Here is a 16,305-nt window from a genome sequence, read left to right as displayed (position 1 = left end):
TCGTCGTTTCCCCGCCCCGGAAACGTCGTGTCCCCCGCCGTGTCCCCCACGTGGGCCGTGCTGACATTTGTCATGTGCGGCGATGACAGCGCGCACTGCCCGCGGGCCCGGCCGCGCGGAAGCCTTGTGGCATGACCAGCAACGAGTTCGTGATCGACGCCGAGGGGCTCCGGCGTACCTACAGTGGCGGCTTCGAAGCCGTCCGTTCCCTCTCCTTCTCCGTGGCGCGCGGCGAGCTCTTCGCGCTGCTCGGCACCAACGGCGCGGGCAAGACCTCGACCCTGGAGCTGCTGGAGGGCCTGGCCCGGCCAAGCGGCGGCAGCGTGCGGGTTCTCGGCCACGACCGCACTCCGAACGCGCGAAGGTCCGCCCCCGGATCGGCGTGATGCTCCAGGAGGGCGGCTTCCCCTCGGAGCTGACGGTGCGCGAGACGGCCAGGATGTGGTCGGGGTGCACCAGCGGGGCCAGGCCGGTGAGCGAGGCGCTGGTTCTGGTGGGTCTGGGGCGGCGGGCGGGCGTACGGGTCAAGCAGCTGTCCGGCGGTGAGCGGCGGCGGCTGGACCTGGCGATGGCGCTGCTCGGCCGGCCGGAGGTCCTCTTCCTGGACGAGCCGACGACGGGGCTCGACGCCGAGGGGCGGCGCGAGACCTGGGAGTTGGTGCGTGAGCTGCGTGACGGGGGGACGACCGTGCTGCTGACCACGCACTACCTGGAGGAGGCCCAGACCCTGGCCGACCGGCTGGCGATCATGCACGAAGGGCGGATCGCGGCCGAGGGACGGGTGGACGAGGTGGTGGCGGCGTACCCCTCGCAGATCTCCTTCGAGCTGCCGGACGGCTACCACCTGGGGACCTGCCGCCGCTGGTCGGGCTGGGCGTCACGAGGCACGAACGGGTGCGCCGCAGGGCGCTGCTGTTCACGGACGGGCTGCAGCGGACCGCGACCGGGCTGCTGTCGTGGGCCGAGTCGGCCGGGGTGGAGCTGCGCGGGCTCGATGTGCGCTCCGCCTCGCTGGAGGAGGCGTTCCTGAGCATCGCACGCGAGGCGAAGACAGCGGGGGAAGCGGACACGGGCACAGGCACAGGCACGGCGAAGGGCGAGGTGGCGGCGGCGCTGACGCGCGCCGAACTGACCCTGCTGGTACGGCACAAGGCGGTGCTCTTCACCTCGCTGGCCTTGCCCGTCGCCATGACGTACGCGATGCGGCCCGTCCTGGACGACATGGACCTGGACGCGGCGGGCCTCTCGCTCGGGGCGGTGATGATGCCGATGGCGGTGGCGTTCGTGCTGCTCTTCGGCGTCTACTCGTCGCTCGTCAGCGTCTATGTGGTGCGGCGCGAGGAACTCGTACTCAAGCGGCTGCGGGCCGGCGAGCCGGGCGACGTGGAGATCCTGACCGGGACGGCCGCCGCCTCGTTGGTGGCCGGGCTCGCCCAGTGCGTGGTGCTGGTGGTCGCGGGGGCGGCGGTCCTCGGCATGGAGATGCCGGCCGATCCGCTGCTGGTGGTCGTGGGCATCGCGCTGGGGCTCGCGGTCACGGGCACGATGGCGGCCGCGACGACGGCCTTCACCAAGACCGCCGAGGGCGCGCAGATCGTGATCCTGCCGATGATGCTCGTGTCGATGGCCGGGTCCGGGGTCGTCGTACCGCTGGAGCTGCTGCCCGACAAACTCGCCTCGGTCTGCGAGCTGTTGCCGCTGTCGCCGGTCGTCGAGCTGGTACGGGGCGGCTGGACCGGGCAGCTGGGGACGTGACGAGCTTCCGGCGGGCGTTCAGTCGGCGCTCGGCTGGGTCGTACGGGAGGCGACGACGAACGTGCTGCGGCACGGCGACGCGCGTACCTGCACGGTGCGGCTGACGGCGGACGCCGGGCACGCGGTGCTGGTGGTGGAGAACGACGGGGCAGGCAGAGCGCCGGCGGGCGTCGGGCCCGCCGGGGACGGGGCCGGATCGGGCCTGGCCGGGCTGCGGGAGCGGCTGACGGCCGTCGGCGGGACGCTGCGGGCGGGGCCGGCCGGCGACGGCAGGTTCCGGCTGACGGCCGAGGTGCCGCTGGCGCAGGAGGCGGCGCTGCGATGACGGATTTCCCAGTGGTGTCTCCTGCGGTTTCTCCCGCAGTGTCTCCTGCGGTTTCTCCCGCGGTGTCTCCTGCGGTGCGGGTGCTGCTCGCCGACGACGAGCATCTGATCCAGGGCGCGCTCGCCGCTCTGCTCGCGCTGGAGGACGACCTGATCGTCGTCGCCCAGGCGGCTTCGGGGCCGGAAGCGCTGGCGATGGCGCGTGCGCACCGGCCGGACGTCGCCGTACTGGATCTGCAGATGCCGGGCGCGGACGGTGTGAGTGTGGCCACAACGCTGCGGGCCGAGCTTCCCGAGTGCCGCTGCATGATCGTGACCAGTCATGGGCGTCCGGGACACCTGATACGGGCGCTGGCGGCGGGGGTGCGGGCGTTCGTGCGGAAGACCGTGAGCGCGCAGCGCCTGGCGGAGCTGATCCGCAGCGTACGAGACGGAAACCGTTACGTGGACCCGGAGTTGGCGGCCGACGCGATCTCCGCCGGGGACTCGCCGCTGACCGCGCGCGAGGCGGAGGTGCTGGAGCTGGCGGCGGACGGGGCGCCGGTCGCCGAGGCCGCGCGGTGGGCGGCGCTGTCGCCGGGGACGGTGCGCAACTACCTGTCGTCGGCCGCATCGAAGCTCGGCGCCGAGAACCGGCACACGGCGGTGCGCGTCGCACGGTCGCGAGGTTGGGTATAGTGGGCATCGCGCTTCGGCGCTTGCGGACGTAGCTCAGTTGGTAGAGCGCAACCTTGCCAAGGTTGAGGTCGCCAGTTCGAACCTGGTCGTCCGCTCAGAGTAAGAAGGCACAGTCAGAAGGCCCCGGTCACCCGACCGGGGCCTTCTGCGTTGCTCCGACGCTGTTTCTGCGAGCGGGGCCGCGCTCTGCGAACGGCCGTGCTCTACGACCAGGTCGTGCCGGTCAGCAGCTCGTACGCCTCAAGGTACTTCGCCCGGGTCGCGTCCACGACCTCCTGCGGAAGCGGGGGCGGCGGCAGCTCGGCCCGCCGGTCCCAGCCGGACGCGGTGGAGGTCAGCCAGTCGCGGACGTACTGCTTGTCGTACGACGGCTGGGCGTGGCCGGGCTCCCAGGTGGCGGCGGGCCAGAAGCGGGAGGAGTCCGGGGTGAGCACCTCGTCGGCGATGACCAGCCTCTCGCCCTCGTAACCGAACTCGAACTTCGTGTCGGCGAGGACGATGCCGCGCTCGCGCGCGATGTCGCGGGCCCGGTTGTAGACGGCGATCGTCGTCTGGCGCAGCAGGGCGGCGGTCTCGGCGCCGACCTGGCGGGCGACCTCTTCGTAGCTGACGTTCTCGTCGTGATCGCCGACGGCCGCCTTGGCGGCGGGTGTGAAGATCGGCGCGGGGAGTTCCGAGCCGTCGACGAGGCCCTCGGGGAGAGCGAGACCACAGACGGTGCGGGTCTGCTCGTACTCGCTGAGGCCCGATCCGGTGAGGTAGCCGCGGGCGACGCACTCGACCGGGACCATCTGGAGGGACTTGCAGATCAACGTGCGACCGGCCCAGTCGGCCGGGGCGGCGGCGGGCAGCTCGGTGGAGATGACGTGGTGGGGGACGAGGTCCGCGAGCTGATCGAACCACCAGAGCGAGAGCCGGGTCAGGACCCGGCCCTTGTCGGGGATCTCGGTGGGCAGCACCCAGTCGTACGCGGACATGCGGTCGCTGGCGACCATGACGAGGTCGCCGGCCTCGTTCTGGTAGAGGTCACGCACCTTGCCCATGTGGAGGTGGGTCAGGCCCGGGACCTGAAGCGGCTCGGGCTTTTCTACGAATCCGGACACGGTTCCTCCGCGTAGGTTGATCCAGGAGCGACTCTGATTCTCCCGTATGCGGGCCGTGCCCGTGGGGGCGGGGCGCGCCGTGACCGTGGGAGCGGGGCGTCGGGCCCGCGGGGGCCGGCTCAATAGCGCTTGCAGATGCGGTCGAGGAGGTTGGCGGTGGCGCGCTGGATGCGGGGGTCCACGTGGCCGGGCCGGTCGAGGGCGGGGGACCAGGCGAAGGTGCCGGACGCGAAGACGAGGGCGCCGCTGGGGGCCCGGTAGAGAGACGTCTCCTGGTGGCGCAGGGCGCCCTCGCCGTCCCGGTAAGGCGAGTGGGCGAGCAGGATGCGGCCCTCGTGCTGGGGCAGGGCGGTGCGCGGGAAGTAGCGGTCCGCCTCGCCGGCGACCAGGCCGTCGATCTCGTCGTTCTCGTGGGCGCCGGTCGCGTCCCAGAGCCAGTGGTCCGCGTTGCGCACGACCAGGGGGCTCGGCTCGGGGACCCGGCCGGCGTACTGGATGCCCATCAGCTGCTGCTCGGGCCGGTCGACCTCGCGCCACAGGGCCGGCTTGCCGGGGCCGCGGCGCTTGCGGCAGGTCAGCAGACGGTCGGGCGCGCCGGAGGGGGAGGGGCTGAGCTCGACCTGCCAGTACATGGTGTTGGCGGAGAGGAAGACCAGGGAGGTCCCTGCCTCACGGGCCAGTTCGGTGGTGCGGCGCATGGGGGCCGACCAGTACTCGTCGTGGCCGGGGAAGACCAGGCCCCGGTAGCGGGTGGGGTCGACTCGGCCGGCGTGCAGGTCACGGGCGTCGGCGTAGGCGAGGTCGTACCCGTACCGCTCGGCCCAACGGATGAAGTCGTACGCGTGGCCCACATGCAGGGGCAGGCCCGCGCCGGCGTACGGCCGGTCGAAGGAGATCGACGTCGCCGCGTCCTCCTCGCCGAGCAGGCGGCCCATGCGGTCCCAGGCGTGGTAGAGGCTGGCGCCGGTGCGGCCGTCCTCGGGATAGAGGTTGTACGACTGCCAGGTGACGTCGGGCAGGAGCAGGAGGAGGTCGGCGGGGTGGCTGTCGCGGACCGTGAAGGGGATGTGGGAGCGGTAACCGTCGGCGGTGGTGAGCACGGCGACGTACGCCCCGATGTTCCAGAAGTCCGGGATCTGGAGCCGCCAGGAAAGCCACCAGTGGTGGCAGGAGACGGTGCGGTCGGCGGTGAGCGGGGCGGGCTGGACGATGCCGGACAGGCGGGGGCTGGTGGTGATCTTCGCTGCGCCGTCGCCGCCGTAGTGGCCGATGCGGTAGATGTCGACGGAGAACTGCTGGGGCGGGTCGACGGTGACGTGGAAGTCGATGGCCTCACCGGGAGCGGCCGCGCCCGGCGAGGCGAACCCCTTGATCTGCTGGCGTACGTCGTCGGCGTTGCGGGGGCCGCCGGTGGGGGCGGAGCGGGGCTGCGGGAGCTTCACGCCGGTTACCGGGTCGACGTGCTCGGCGTACCAGGGGATGACCTGCCCGCTGTCACTGAAGTAGTGCTCGCCGCCGCGCAGCCACGGCAGCGGACCCTGGCCGAAGGGATCGGACACTGCATGCGCGAGGGCACCCGATTCCCAGCGCCGGATGTGCTCATCCCCCATGCCGCTTCCCTCCCTCTGGCCCCCGAGACAACAGTGACGCACCGCTTGTCAGCTACTGACCCCCAGCACATCACATAAAGCACGCACTCCGTCACCGTTCGTCGCGAATTGACGTGAACGGAACGATGGCGTCCGGTTGGGGCGGGTGGGCGTGGGGCGTTGGGGGCGTCGGTGGCGCGGTAGGGCGCGTGGGGCCTCCGCCGAGGCGCAGGCTGCGTTGGGGGCGGTGCCGTGCCGGGGCGTCTCCTCGGGTGCCGAACGTTCGGCGGGGTCGCGTTGTGCGGCCACTCTGCGTTCGACACCCTGCGGGGAGCGCCCCAACACGCCCCCCTCCCGGCACCTCGGGAAGCTGGGCGGGGTCCGCCAAGACGCGGGCGGCTACGCGGGCGGTGCCGGGGCGTCCGTCGCGGGGCCGCGCCAATCGCCGACCATCGGCCACGCAACCCACGCTGGGCCGGCACGCCGCACCGCCGACCCGACCCGAAGGGCGCCTCAGACCAACCGCACCGGCTTCTCCGGGCGCACCCCCACCTCCGCCAGCCACAACCGGAGCGGCTCCGCATCACCGTCCTCGACCAGGCGCAGAACACCCCCGCCGAGATCCGCCCGTCGCTCGCCGTCGACAAGAAGTACCGGCCCGTCCAGCCAGTCCAGTCCGGGCACCGCCCCCGCGGTGTCGACAGCGGCGCAGCAGACCATCGCGGATACGTGGTCGGCGAGCAGGTCGCGCCCGATGCGCGGTGGCTGGAGCGGGAAGAGGGGAAGGGCTCCGGTGTCCCAGAGCTCGTCGTCGCCGACCCCCGGCGGCACCGGCTCGGGAGCCGCGGCGTCTTCTCGGGCGACAGCCGCCCCGATCGCGGCAGCAAGCACCTCCGCCACAGCACTGGCCCCGTCCTTACTCCCAGCACCGACTTCGGCCTCAGCCCCGGCCAAGCCCCCTTCCGCCACCACACCGGCCCCGCGCTCCTTGCCCGGCCCACCACCGGCCCCCTCGGTCAACGCGCCGGCAGCCACAGCCGGGCTCGTTGCGCCCGGCGCATCGCCGGCTCCCGCACTGAGGTGGTCCACGACCCGGGCCAGCGTCGGCGTGCCCGCGCCGGAGCGGCGGATTCCCATCGCGTCCATGACCCGATGGAGCCGGGCGGCGTCCGCGCGCCACTTCCGGTCGACGATCTCTTCGGGGTACTGCTGCCAGTCCACCGGGGCCCACCCCGGCCCGGGCTCGGCCGGACCGCCGTGGAACAGACGGGCCGCGAGCAGGGATGCGGCCTCGTCGATGATGCCGGGCTCGTCCAGCAGGTCGCAGGCCGGACGCTCACCCAGCCGGGAGGTGAACCCCTCGGCCAGACGGTCACGGCGGGAAAGCTCGGTGAGCGCGGACACCACACCCGCGTCGAGGCGGGACGGCCAGCGGCCCATGCGCCAGGCGGGCAGCGCGACCCGGGTGAGCAGCCGGTCCCAGCCGGCGTACGCGAGGCCGACTTGCTCCTGGGCGACGATCCGCAGCCCGTAGTCCACGGTCTGCGCCCGCTCGGCCGCCGCCATGGCCACTCCCCGCTCCATTTCCGCCGCATGCACCCGGCAGCTGCGCAGCATCAACCGCGCGACCCAGCCCACGAAACCCAGCGCGATTCGGCTCACCGGTCCGCGCCCCGGACTCGACGCCACGGCCACGGCGGCGTCCAGCCCCCGTAGGAAGCGACGGGCCGCGGCTATGTCGGGGTGCGCGGAGGGGCCCGTACCGGCGACGACCGGGGCGAGGACGGCCCGCAGCTCCGCCACCCGCATCCACCACAGGAACGGCGAACCGATGACCAGCACGGGCGCGGGCGCGGACGACGACGCCGCCACCGACGCCCGGTGACTGACGTGCGCCTGGTGCGAGCGGTGCGTGCGGTCCTCCAGCCAGCTGTCGCAGTCAGGGGTGAGCGCTATCGCCGAGGGCGCCGGAACGTCCAGCCGGTCCGCCAGGTCGCGCACCAGCCGGTACAGATCAGGGGCGGATTCCTCGGCCACCGCGACGGTCGGACTCACCGCCGGTCTCGCCCGCGCGATCACGGCCGCGACTCCGGCGGCGACCAGCAGCACGACCACCGCGCAGCCCGTCACCACCCAGCGCGCCGTGTCCCAACTACCGCCGGCCGCTTGGCCCGTGGCACCGCCCACCAGCAGCACGACGGCGACGGCCGCGGGCAGCAGAGCGACGGCCAGCGCTGTGCCGCGCACACGCAGCACAGCCAGGGCCCTGGAGCGCGCCGACTGCGCGCCCATCACCACACCCACACCGGTACCGGACACGGCCGGACGTCACCCCCTTCGCCCTTCGACGGCTTTGCTCACTCCCCCACTGTGGCACCCACCACTGACATCGCAATGTCGGTGGGCCAAGTGCCGGAATGCTTGCGCCGCACCATAGTTGGGGCTGCGGCGACCGTCAGCCGGATAGCCCAGCGGTCACTCGATGGAATGGCTTTGGGGAAAGCTGCTGACACCGCTGGTCGCCCGAGGGGCGCCGGAGCAGGGTGCCCAAAGGGGCGTCCCGGCAGGTCAAAGAGGGCGGACGGCCCGCAGGCCCGGACCATCCGACTCGGTCAGGCGTTCGATGCCGCTTTCTGTGCGATGTCCGTCCGGTGCTGAGAACCGTCGAGTCGGACCTTCACCACCGCCGCGTACGCACGCTCCCGCGCCTGAGTGAGGTCGGCCCCGGTCGCGGTGACCGACAGCACACGGCCGCCGGCGCTCACCACGGCGTCGCCGTCGAGCCTGGTCCCGGCGTGCAGGACGTACGCGTGGGGCGCATCCTGGGCCGCGACCTCGTCGAGGCCCTCGATCCGGTCGCCGGTGCGCGGCGTACCGGGGTAGTTGTGCGAGGCGATGACGACCGTCACGGCGGCGTCGTCGCGCCAGTTCAGCGGGGGCTCGACGTCGAGGGTTCCGTTGGCGGAGTTGAGCAGCACGCTCGCGAGCGGCGTCTTGAGACGCGCCAGCACCACCTGGGTCTCCGGGTCGCCGAACCGGGCGTTGAACTCGATGACCCGTACACCGCGCGACGTCATCGCGAGCCCCGCGTACAGCAGCCCGGAGAAGGGCGTGCCGCGGCGGCGCAGCTCGTCGACGGTCGGCTGGAGAACGGTCTCCATGACCTCGTCGACCAGCTTGGGATCGGCCCACGGGAGCGGGGAGTACGCGCCCATGCCGCCCGTGTTCGGGCCTTCGTCGCCGTCGAGCGCGCGCTTGAAGTCCTGCGCGGGCTGCAGCGGCAGCACGGTCACACCGTCGGTGATGGCGAAGAGTGACACCTCGGGGCCGTCGAGGAACTCCTCGATGACCACGCGGTCGCAGGCCAGCGCGTGCGCCCTGGCCGCCGCGAGGTCGTCGGTGACGACGACGCCCTTGCCGGCCGCGAGACCGTCGTCCTTGACAACGTACGGAGCACCGAAGGCGTCCAGCGCCGTGTCGATCTCCTCGGGGGTGGCGCAGACGTAGCTGCGGGCGGTGGGAACGTTGGCCGCGGCCATCACGTCCTTGGCGAAGGCCTTGGAGCCCTCCAGCCGGGCGGCCTCCCCCGACGGTCCGAAGCAGGGGATCCCTGCCGCGCGCACGGCGTCGGCGACCCCGGCGACCAGGGGCGCCTCCGGACCGACGACCACGAGACCGGCGCCGAGCCGGGTGGCCAGCCGCGTGACGGCCGCGCCGTCGAGGGCGTCCACCGGGTGCAGCTCCGCCACCTCGGCGATGCCGGCGTTGCCGGGGGCGCAGTACAGCGCGGTGACGTCGGGATCGAGGGACAGAGAGCGGCACAGGGCATGTTCGCGGGCGCCGCCGCCGATGACGAGAACCTTCACGGGGCGCAGCCTAGCCCGCGCGGCGCGCGGGCCCTGACGGACTACTCGTTCGTGAACTCCTCCACGACCGTCGCGCCCAGCTCCCGCACGATCAGGTCGTGACCGGACAGCGCCGAGTCGACGAGGTCCGGGTCGTCCTCCTCAGGTACGTCGTCCTCGATGGCCACCGGCGGGCGCGGGGGCGGCGAGTCGGCGGCTCGGGAGGACGGGCCGGGGCCGGTGTCCGGCCGGGAGCCGTGCCCGGACGCGGAGCCCGAAGAGGCGTCGGGAGCGGGGCGCGACGGGGCGGAGGGCCGGGCGGCGGAGGGGGCGGCCGGGGCCTGCTGAGCGGGACGCGGGGCGGGGGCCGGAGCCGCGGCGGGCGCCTGGGGACGGCCACCGAACCCGCCGCCACCGCCACCGCCGTAGCCGCCTCCTCCGGCTGGCTGCGAGCCGCCCCCCGGACCGCCGCCCGCACCGCCGCCGCCCGCACCGCCGGACGGGTCGACGACGGACTCAACCTTCCACTGCACATTGAAGGACTCGGCCAGCGCCTGCTTCAGCACGTCCTCGCTGCCGCTGCTCGCGAAGTTGTCCCGCGCCCCGGCGTTGATGAAAGCGATCTGGAGTGTGGTCCCGTCGAAGCCGCTGACCTGGGCGTTCTGGCTGAGCAGGATCCAGGTGAAGCGCCGCCGGTTCTTGACGGCCTCCAGGATGCCGGGCCACATGCTCTGTACCTGTATGGCGCCCTGGGCGGCCGAGGGCGAAACCCCGCCCGGACCTGCGGCATCGGCAGGCGCCGCGACCGGAGCCGGGGCGGGCGCGGCCTGCGGTTCCGGCCGCCCCTGACCCGGAGCGGAGGCCGTGGGCCACCCACCGGGCCGGCGTCCCGCGTCCTGCTGACCGCTACCCCCTCCCGAACCCGGCCAGGAGCCCGGCCGCTGCCCGCCACCGTCGGCGGGTCCCGCTCCGGCATCGACGGCGGGCGGTGCGGGCTCGGCGGCAGCCACGGGTGCGGGCGGTACGGGTGCGGCGGCCGCGGGAGCCGCACCCGCGTTCCCGGCACATCCGTGCGCCTCGGGCCCCGGTACGTACCCCATCGCGGGTCCAGGAGCCGAAGTGGCCGGCATGAACCCGCCACCACCGCCCCCGCCGCTTCGCTCCAGGCGGTCGAGCCGTGCCTGGAGGGACCGCTCATCGTCGAACGCGCCGGGCAGCAGCACCCGCGCGCAGATCAGCTCCAGCTGGAGGCGCGGTGAGGTGGCTCCCCGCATCTCGGTGAGCCCCGTGTTGACCAGGTCGGCGGCACGGCTCAGCTCGGCCGCCCCGAACACCGAGGCCTGGGCCTGCATCCGCTCCACCACGTCGGCGGGGGCGTCGATGAGGCCCTTCTCACGCGCGTCCGGCACCGCGGCCAGGATCACCAGGTCCCGCAGCCGCTCCAGCAGGTCGGCCACAAACCGGCGCGGGTCGTTGCCCCCCTCGATGACCTGGTCAACGATTTCGAACGCGGCGGCGCCGTCACCCGCGGCGAACGCGTCCACGACCGAGTCGAGGAGTGAGCTCTGCGTGTATCCGAGGAGGGAGGTGGCCATGGCGTATGTCACACCGTCTTCGGCCGCGCCCGCCAGAAGCTGGTCCATGACCGACATCGAGTCACGCACAGACCCGGCCCCGGACCGCACAACCAGCGGAAGCACCCCTTCCTCGACCGGGATGTCCTCCTTGCCGCACACCTCGCCGAGGTAGTCGCGCAGCGTCCCGGGCGGCACCAGACGGAAGGGGTAATGGTGCGTGCGCGAGCGGATGGTGCCGATGACCTTCTCGGGCTCGGTGGTCGCAAAAATGAACTTGAGGTGCTCCGGGGGCTCCTCGACCACCTTCAGCAGGGCGTTGAAGCCCGCCGGGGTGACCATGTGGGCCTCGTCGATGATGTAGATCTTGTAGCGGCTGCTCGCCGGCCCGAAGAAGGCCTTTTCCCGCAGGTCACGGGCGTCGTCCACACCACCGTGCGAAGCAGCGTCGATCTCGATGACGTCGATCGATCCTCGCCCGTTCCTGGCCAGGTCCTGGCAGGACTGGCACACCCCGCAGGGGGTGGGCGTGGGCCCCTGCTCGCAGTTCAGACAGCGGGCCAGGATGCGCGCGCTGGTCGTCTTTCCACAGCCGCGCGGCCCGCTGAACAGGTATGCGTGGTTGACCCGGTTGTTACGCAGGGCCTGCTGCAGCGGGGCAGTGACATGCTCCTGCCCGATGAGCTCGGCGAACGACTCGGGACGGTAGCGGCGGTACAGCGCAAGGGACGACACGTATACGAGGTTATCGGGACCCACTGACAACTGTCCCCGCCCAACGCAAGCGCCCCCCACGCACCCGCCAGAGCCCACTTACCCTTGCTGCCTTCCGGCCCTGGGGGAGTTCGGTGAGATAGCGCCACGTGAGGGGCTGGCCCCCACACTAGCGGATCCCCCACCAGGAAAACGACCCGGGTCCGGGCCCCCGGCAACGGGTTCGCGAGCACTCCTCAACGTCTTGTATTGTTTGCGGCGGAGGATTCGCCTAGTGGCCTAGGGCGCACGCTTGGAAAGCGTGTTGGGGGCAACCCCTCACGAGTTCGAATCTCGTATCCTCCGCACCCGCCTGAACAGGCGAAACGAAGATCCCGGCCGCTTAAGCGGCCGGGATCTTCGGCATTTTCTGGTCTCAGTTTTGGTCTCATTCATTTCCGGCATTCACGACATTTGACCAGAGTGCGGCGAAGTGAACCTTCTCTTGGCGGCCGGCCGCCGTCAGGCCAGTGGGTAGCCCAGGGCGAGGGCAGCCTTGCGGAACCTCGGCAAGAGAACAGGGGAGACGGCCAAGTGGCGTTCGCCGAGTCGGGTGCATAGGGCCCGCAGGCGGCGGTCGTTGACGATGAGGGTTGCCAGGGCCTCGTCCGCGCACTCGATGAGATGGCTCTGCCCTGTGTCGCGGAGCCGGCCGGTGCGGCGGCCGACGTCGTCCAGCAAAGTGGTGACGGTCTGCGGCAGGGGGTGCGTGGTGGCCTGGTCCAGATAGCCGCGCAGCTCGTCCAGGGAAAGCCCGCGATCGAGGGCGTTCAGTAGGGAATCGGTGGTGAGAGTCCAGACCCGGTCGGATGTGCGGTCGGAGAAGGCGTCCAGGAGAAGTGCGTCGGCGGAGGGCAGCCCGTCGAGGGCGACGATGTCGAAGTTCGCCCGGACAGTGACCATGCCCGTCGGGACGGCCGGTGCCGGTATCGGTTCGGGAGTGTAGTCGCCGGTGAGGCCGACGGCATAGGCACCAAGGGGGTTGAGGCGCGCTGCGGCCAGGCCGTCGTAGCGGCTGAGCCGGTCAGGGTAGTCACCGCCCCAGTTGTGCCGGTAGTCGTCACGGGCACCCGGCGCGGGGACGTACTCCACATCGATGAGGCCGAGAGTGGCGGCGTACTCGAAGAACACCGCAAGGGTGTACCGGCCCTGGAGCAGGGACCAGCCGTGGTGGCCGTCGTAGCCGAGGCTGCCGTACTGGGCATCCTCCAGATACAGCTTCCACAGGGCGCGCTCATTACGGTGGACGGCGGGGTCGAGGCCGGCCGCACGCATATCCGTGAACAGGCCGTCGACGGACGTCCAAGCACCGGGTGTGAGTCCGGCCAGCGCCTGGCCAACGAGCTTGCGGCGCGGTTTAGCAGCGGTCAGGACGTTCGCCGCGCGCTGGCCCTTGATCTCCTCCACGCGGGAGAACTCGTCCAGGAGGCTGTTGTTCAGCCAGCGCCGCCAGAGCTGGGCGAGGATCAGGTGTGGCGGCCGGGTCAGTGCGGCCCGCCCGCGCGCGGTCGGCGTCAGCCGCCCGCCGGTGAGCTCGGCGAGGCCGCCCGCCTGGAGCAGCATCGGCCAGGCGAAGGCGGCGATGGCCTCGTGCGGGTAGAAGTCGCCGCCGTCCAAGATGTCACCAACCGCCGCGACGGTGGCGGTGCCGGGGCGGCGCGTCTTCTCACTGCACCGCAGCTTCCCTGCCGCGCACAGGCGCAACATCGCCAGCAGATTGGCCTGCGCCGCGCGCTCGGTGCACCGGACCTGCGGTGCGTCGGTGTGCCCTTGTTCCACTGTCCTCGTCCCGATCCCGTTCCAGTTCGCCCCCGCTCCTACAGGTGGGCGATATAGTGGTAGTTGCCGGTGCCGCAGGTGCGCTCCAGGGTCCGGACCACCTTGCGCGGGTCGTCGTAGGGGCCGGAGAGGTAGAACGGTTTGCCGTCCTTGCCGAAGCCGATGGCCGGCCGGTCGGCGGGCGGAGTGCCCAGGTGCACGGCAGCGTCAGCGAAGTCGGCTGCCGGTTCGAAGCCGAGGCTGCGGGCGTAGGCGACCGCGTCGTGCACGATCGCCTGTGCCTGCTCCACGCCGATCGACAACGGCGGGTGGCCGAAGGCCGAGTAGTACGTCGGTACGTAGCTGGTCAGGGAGCCGGCCCCCATCACCTCCGGGCCGGTCACGTTCTTCACCCCCAGGCAGTACACGTCCACCAGGAACCCGGTGACGGTCACCTTGCTGGCACGTTCCCGGCGGGCCAGCAGCACCTGGGCGAAGCCGCCCGTCTCCGAGTCCGGGTCCGGGTCCTGGCCAAGTCGGTCGGCCACCGCCCAGTCAGGGGCTTCGGCCACGTCCAGCCCCGCGCTCCAGCCCACGTTGACCCAGCAGCCCACTACCGGCCGCTCGTCCGGTGCGGTGTGCGCCTGTGCCGCCTCGGCGACCCGTCTCACCAGCGCGGCGGCCTGGGCCGGGCGCAACCCCAGCGCCCTCGCGATCTGCTTCGGCGCGCTGCCGCGCTCCCTCAACTCCCGAACCCGGGCCATCAGTTCCTCATCGTGCGTAGTCACCTTCACAGTCTGGCAGCTCCGCGTCACCACCGATGCCCAGTACAGGTTGCGCCTACCCTTTGCCATCCTGGACTCGTACGAGAAGCAGGACACGAACCGGAATGGGTGGATCAGCGTGGGTGAGGCAGCGGGCAGGACCGTCGAGCAGGTGCAAGCACTGGTCCGATGGGTCGGCGCGGGCCGCAGACTGACGCAGACCGGTCGTGTGACGCTCGCCGACGCGCGGGCACTGCTGGAGGTTCTGGACACCGGCGACCGGATGGACCCGGTGATCGGGGACCGTACATTCAAGACGAAATCCAGCGAGGAGCTGTACCACCTCACGCTGCTGGTCGAGTGGGCCAAGGCGGCCCGACTGCTACGGACCGCGGGCGGGCACCTGCTCCCGGTGAAGAAGAACGCCAAGCTGCTGGACCGCCCCGACGAGCTGCGTGGCGCGCTGTTCGCCGCGCTGCCCCGCATCGGGCCGAATGTGACGGTCTCCGGCTGGCTGGAGTCACTGTTCTCGCACGAGTACGACCGGGGCCTGCGGGCGTTGCTGTACACCCTGTACGCGGCCACAGCCCCGGTCCAGCTCAGTGACCTGTGCGAGGTGACGTGGCAGGCGATCAGCCCGCTGTACGTGCTCGACGACCTGTCCCCCGACCGCCTCCGGCATCTGCGCGCCGCCAACGACCACGACGTCCAACGGGCCCTGAAGGCCCTGGCCTCTCTGGATGCCGTCCACCTCACCGAGGACACCGCCGAACTGACCGCGGACGGACGTATGGGGACGGCCCGGCTGCGCGGCGAGCCGCAGCCCGGCGACCCGGTGCTGGGAATTCTCGTCGAGCTGGCCGACGTGGACGAACCCCGGGTATGGCGGAGGCTGCTGGTACCGGCGGCAATCCGCCTCGACCGGCTGCACTCAGTGATCCAGGCCGCGATGGGCTGGCAGAACTGCCACATGCACGCGTTCGCCCTCGGCGGTGTCCAGTACGGGCGACCCGACGGTGAGCTCGGCTTTCGCGACGAGCGCACCGCCGCTCTGACCGCTCTCCTCAAGCCGGGCACCCACTGCGTGTACACGTACGACTTCGGGGATTCCTGGGAACATCGCATCACCGTCGAACAGCATCTGACGGCCGAAGCAGGGCTCCACTACCCGCGCTGTGTGGACGGCGCCGGGGCGTGCCCACCCGAGGACTGCGGCGGCAGCCCCGGCTACAGCGACCTCAAAACGATCCTCGCCGACCCGGCGCATGGGGAACACCACACCATGCTGGCCTGGCTCGGGCTGCGGTCCGCCACGGAATTCGCCCCTGCCCGCTTCGCGCCGGACGAGGCCGACATGCGGCTGCTGCGCCTCACGACGCCATAAAAGCAAAGCGTCGTGCCCGGCCACCGGTCGCGGCGTGCACTGGTAAGGGGGCCGATACCAGGAGTATGGTCTCTGATATGGCGACTAAGAAGGTGACGGTGACGATCCCCGCGGATCTCCTCGACGAGATCCGCGCGGAGGCCGCAGAACGGGGCCTGTCGGCGTACGTCGCCGAGGCGCTGCGCTTCAAGCGCGACCGGGACCGACTGCGAGAACTGGCCGACTGGCTACAGGAGGAGCACGGACCAGTCACCGCAGACGAGCGCGCAGCAGCGTTCGAGGAACTGGCGGATCTCGACGCCGAGCACGAGCGCCGCCACGCCGCTGGAATGCACAATGCCGGAGAGGCCGCGTGAAGAAACGCGCCGGTGAGCACGGGCAGCCGCCACTGCGCATCTTCGTACTCGACTGTGAAGCCCTGTCCCTGGCCGTGCGCGGCGACCGGAAGATGATCGCCTGGCTCGCCCTCGCGGCCCGGGGTGAGGCCGAAGTGGTGACGTCTCCGATGACGCTGGTCGAGGCGTACGACGGCAGAACCACCGAGCAGCGCTGGGACTGGGTCCTCTCCCGGCTCAAAGTCGCCGACATCGGGAAGGACGAGGCCCGCCAGGCCCGCCGGCTCCTGGCCGACGCCAAGCTGCACGGCCACAAGTACGCGATCGATGCGGTGCTCGCCGTCATCGCGCGACAGCAGAAGGGGCAGGTCACCGTCTTCACCTCGGACGTGGACGACCTGGAACGGCTGGTCCCGGACTCCATCGTCGTCAAGAAGGTATGA

12 protein-coding genes, 2 tRNA genes, 1 other RNA gene and 2 pseudogenes are annotated in these 16,305 nt (G+C 71.7%); 9 read left to right on the top strand and 8 right to left on the bottom strand.

Annotation, left to right across the window (positions count from 1 at the left end):
• Positions 1-131 precede the first annotated feature (131 nt).
• From ACU6WZ_RS29285 to ACU6WZ_RS15195, 5 genes and pseudogenes are all read left to right on the top strand, one after another.
• Positions 132-646 (top strand): annotated as a pseudogene (locus ACU6WZ_RS29285) (ABC transporter ATP-binding protein); the annotation flags it as partial.
• Positions 647-894: 248 nt separating this feature from the next.
• A complete protein-coding gene (locus ACU6WZ_RS15210; RefSeq protein WP_514132729.1) occupies positions 895-1,755 on the top strand; it encodes an ABC transporter permease in 861 nt (286 codons plus the stop codon).
• Positions 1,754-2,080: pseudogene (locus ACU6WZ_RS15205) on the top strand (sensor histidine kinase); the annotation flags it as partial. The gene ACU6WZ_RS15210 and the pseudogene ACU6WZ_RS15205, both read left to right, overlap by 2 nt.
• Positions 2,081-2,142: 62 nt before the next feature.
• Positions 2,143-2,757 carry a response regulator gene (locus ACU6WZ_RS15200; protein ID WP_447028600.1) on the top strand — a complete coding sequence of 205 codons (615 nt, stop codon included), beginning with the start codon at positions 2,143-2,145 and terminating at the stop codon, positions 2,755-2,757.
• Positions 2,758-2,779: 22 nt separating this feature from the next.
• A tRNA-Gly gene (locus tag ACU6WZ_RS15195) sits at positions 2,780-2,852 on the top strand.
• Between the two features lie 108 nt (positions 2,853-2,960).
• Here the strand turns inward: ACU6WZ_RS15195 and ACU6WZ_RS15190 are convergent.
• The 6 genes from ACU6WZ_RS15190 to ffs all read right to left on the bottom strand — a co-directional run bounded on the left by ACU6WZ_RS15190 (position 2,961) and on the right by ffs (position 11,744).
• On the bottom strand, positions 2,961-3,860 hold the full coding sequence (locus ACU6WZ_RS15190; protein WP_447028599.1) for a phosphoribosylaminoimidazolesuccinocarboxamide synthase: 900 nt from the start codon (positions 3,858-3,860) through the stop codon (positions 2,961-2,963).
• Between the two features lie 119 nt (positions 3,861-3,979).
• Positions 3,980-5,470 (bottom strand): N,N-dimethylformamidase beta subunit family domain-containing protein, encoded by a 1,491-nt coding sequence (locus ACU6WZ_RS15185; RefSeq protein ID WP_447028598.1) that lies wholly within the window; start codon positions 5,468-5,470, stop codon positions 3,980-3,982.
• 492 nt (positions 5,471-5,962) lie between these two features.
• On the bottom strand, positions 5,963-7,741 hold the full coding sequence (locus ACU6WZ_RS15180) for a M48 family metalloprotease (protein WP_447034050.1): 1,779 nt from the start codon (positions 7,739-7,741) through the stop codon (positions 5,963-5,965).
• Between the two features lie 320 nt (positions 7,742-8,061).
• Positions 8,062-9,315, bottom strand: coding sequence for a phosphoribosylamine--glycine ligase (gene purD, locus ACU6WZ_RS15175; protein ID WP_447028597.1), 1,254 nt, complete (start codon positions 9,313-9,315; stop codon positions 8,062-8,064).
• A 41-nt stretch (positions 9,316-9,356) separates the two neighbouring features.
• Positions 9,357-11,603: a DNA polymerase III subunit gamma and tau gene (locus ACU6WZ_RS15170; protein WP_447028596.1), complete on the bottom strand. Its 2,247-nt coding sequence runs from the start codon at positions 11,601-11,603 to the stop codon at positions 9,357-9,359.
• 42 nt (positions 11,604-11,645) lie between these two features.
• Positions 11,646-11,744: signal recognition particle sRNA small type (gene ffs / locus ACU6WZ_RS15165), an RNA gene on the bottom strand.
• Positions 11,745-11,842: 98 nt separating this feature from the next.
• Between ffs and ACU6WZ_RS15160 the strand changes: the two genes are divergently transcribed.
• A tRNA-Ser gene (locus ACU6WZ_RS15160) sits at positions 11,843-11,927 on the top strand.
• Between the two features lie 156 nt (positions 11,928-12,083).
• On the opposite strand, the gene ACU6WZ_RS15155 is transcribed toward ACU6WZ_RS15160, so the two are convergent.
• The gene (locus ACU6WZ_RS15155) at positions 12,084-13,400 is read right to left on the bottom strand and encodes a helicase-associated domain-containing protein (RefSeq protein ID WP_447028595.1); all 1,317 of its coding nucleotides are present in this window, start codon (positions 13,398-13,400) and stop codon (positions 12,084-12,086) included.
• Positions 13,401-13,438: 38 nt separating this feature from the next.
• A complete protein-coding gene (locus ACU6WZ_RS15150; protein WP_447028594.1) occupies positions 13,439-14,167 on the bottom strand; it encodes a hypothetical protein in 729 nt (242 codons plus the stop codon).
• A 115-nt stretch (positions 14,168-14,282) separates the two neighbouring features.
• Between ACU6WZ_RS15150 and ACU6WZ_RS15145 the strand changes: the two genes are divergently transcribed.
• The 3 genes from ACU6WZ_RS15145 (at position 14,283) to ACU6WZ_RS15135 (ending at position 16,305) form a co-directional block, all read left to right on the top strand.
• Entirely contained in the window at positions 14,283-15,527 is a 1,245-nt protein-coding gene (locus ACU6WZ_RS15145; RefSeq protein ID WP_447028593.1) for a plasmid pRiA4b ORF-3 family protein, read from the top strand.
• A 77-nt stretch (positions 15,528-15,604) separates the two neighbouring features.
• Positions 15,605-15,883 carry a CopG family transcriptional regulator gene (locus tag ACU6WZ_RS15140; RefSeq protein ID WP_447028592.1) on the top strand — a complete coding sequence of 93 codons (279 nt, stop codon included), beginning with the start codon at positions 15,605-15,607 and terminating at the stop codon, positions 15,881-15,883.
• Positions 15,880-16,305: a PIN domain-containing protein gene (locus ACU6WZ_RS15135; protein WP_447028591.1), complete on the top strand. Its 426-nt coding sequence runs from the start codon at positions 15,880-15,882 to the stop codon at positions 16,303-16,305. The genes ACU6WZ_RS15140 and ACU6WZ_RS15135 overlap by 4 nt, the downstream gene beginning before the upstream one ends.

Source organism: Streptomyces hypolithicus, assembly GCF_052934925.1.
The sequence above is the reverse complement of the archived record's forward strand: the minus strand, read 5'-3'. Positions and strand labels throughout refer to the sequence as shown.

Coding starts and splice junctions, on each gene's coding strand:
- ACU6WZ_RS15140 (WP_447028592.1), top strand. CDS start 15,605: ATGGCGACTAAGAAGGTGACGGTGACGATCCCCGCGGATCTCCTCGAC.
- ACU6WZ_RS15185 (WP_447028598.1), bottom strand. CDS start 5,470: ATGGGGGATGAGCACATCCGGCGCTGGGAATCGGGTGCCCTCGCGCAT.
- ACU6WZ_RS15180 (WP_447034050.1), bottom strand. CDS start 7,741: ATGGGCGCGCAGTCGGCGCGCTCCAGGGCCCTGGCTGTGCTGCGTGTG.